Genomic DNA, 260 nt, shown 5'->3' with positions numbered 1-260 from the left:
GTCGCGGTGTAAGTGATCTGGCCGCCTTCGGTGATGGTCTCGCTGGCAGACAAAGTCAGGCCGGTGGTGTCAGCCGAATCGGTAATCGTCGTGACGGCTGGCGTAGTGCTTGGCACCAGGTTTTCGAAATTGCCGCCGGAGGTACCGGTGATCGTGGTGCTTACGGTGCTGCCGTTGTTGTAGACGTCGTTTGCCGGGGTATCGACAGCCACGGTGCCGGTGGTTTGTCCGGCAGCGATGTTGATGACCGCGCCGTTGCT

General features: G+C 60.8%; 1 protein-coding gene. It reads right to left on the bottom strand.

Annotated features, from left to right (window positions below; all coding sequences use genetic code 11):
- Nucleotides 1–260, bottom strand: a 260-nt coding sequence (locus tag FHK92_RS27665; RefSeq protein ID WP_219916183.1) for an immunoglobulin-like domain-containing protein, incomplete at both ends; no start/stop codon positions are given.

Origin of the sequence: Pseudomonas brassicacearum subsp. neoaurantiaca (genome assembly GCF_013608025.1) — a bacterium.
In the GTDB taxonomy this organism is placed as follows: Bacteria; Pseudomonadota; Gammaproteobacteria; order Pseudomonadales; family Pseudomonadaceae; genus Aquipseudomonas.
Note: the sequence above shows the minus strand (reverse complement) of the source record. Positions and strands in the feature narration are given on the sequence as shown.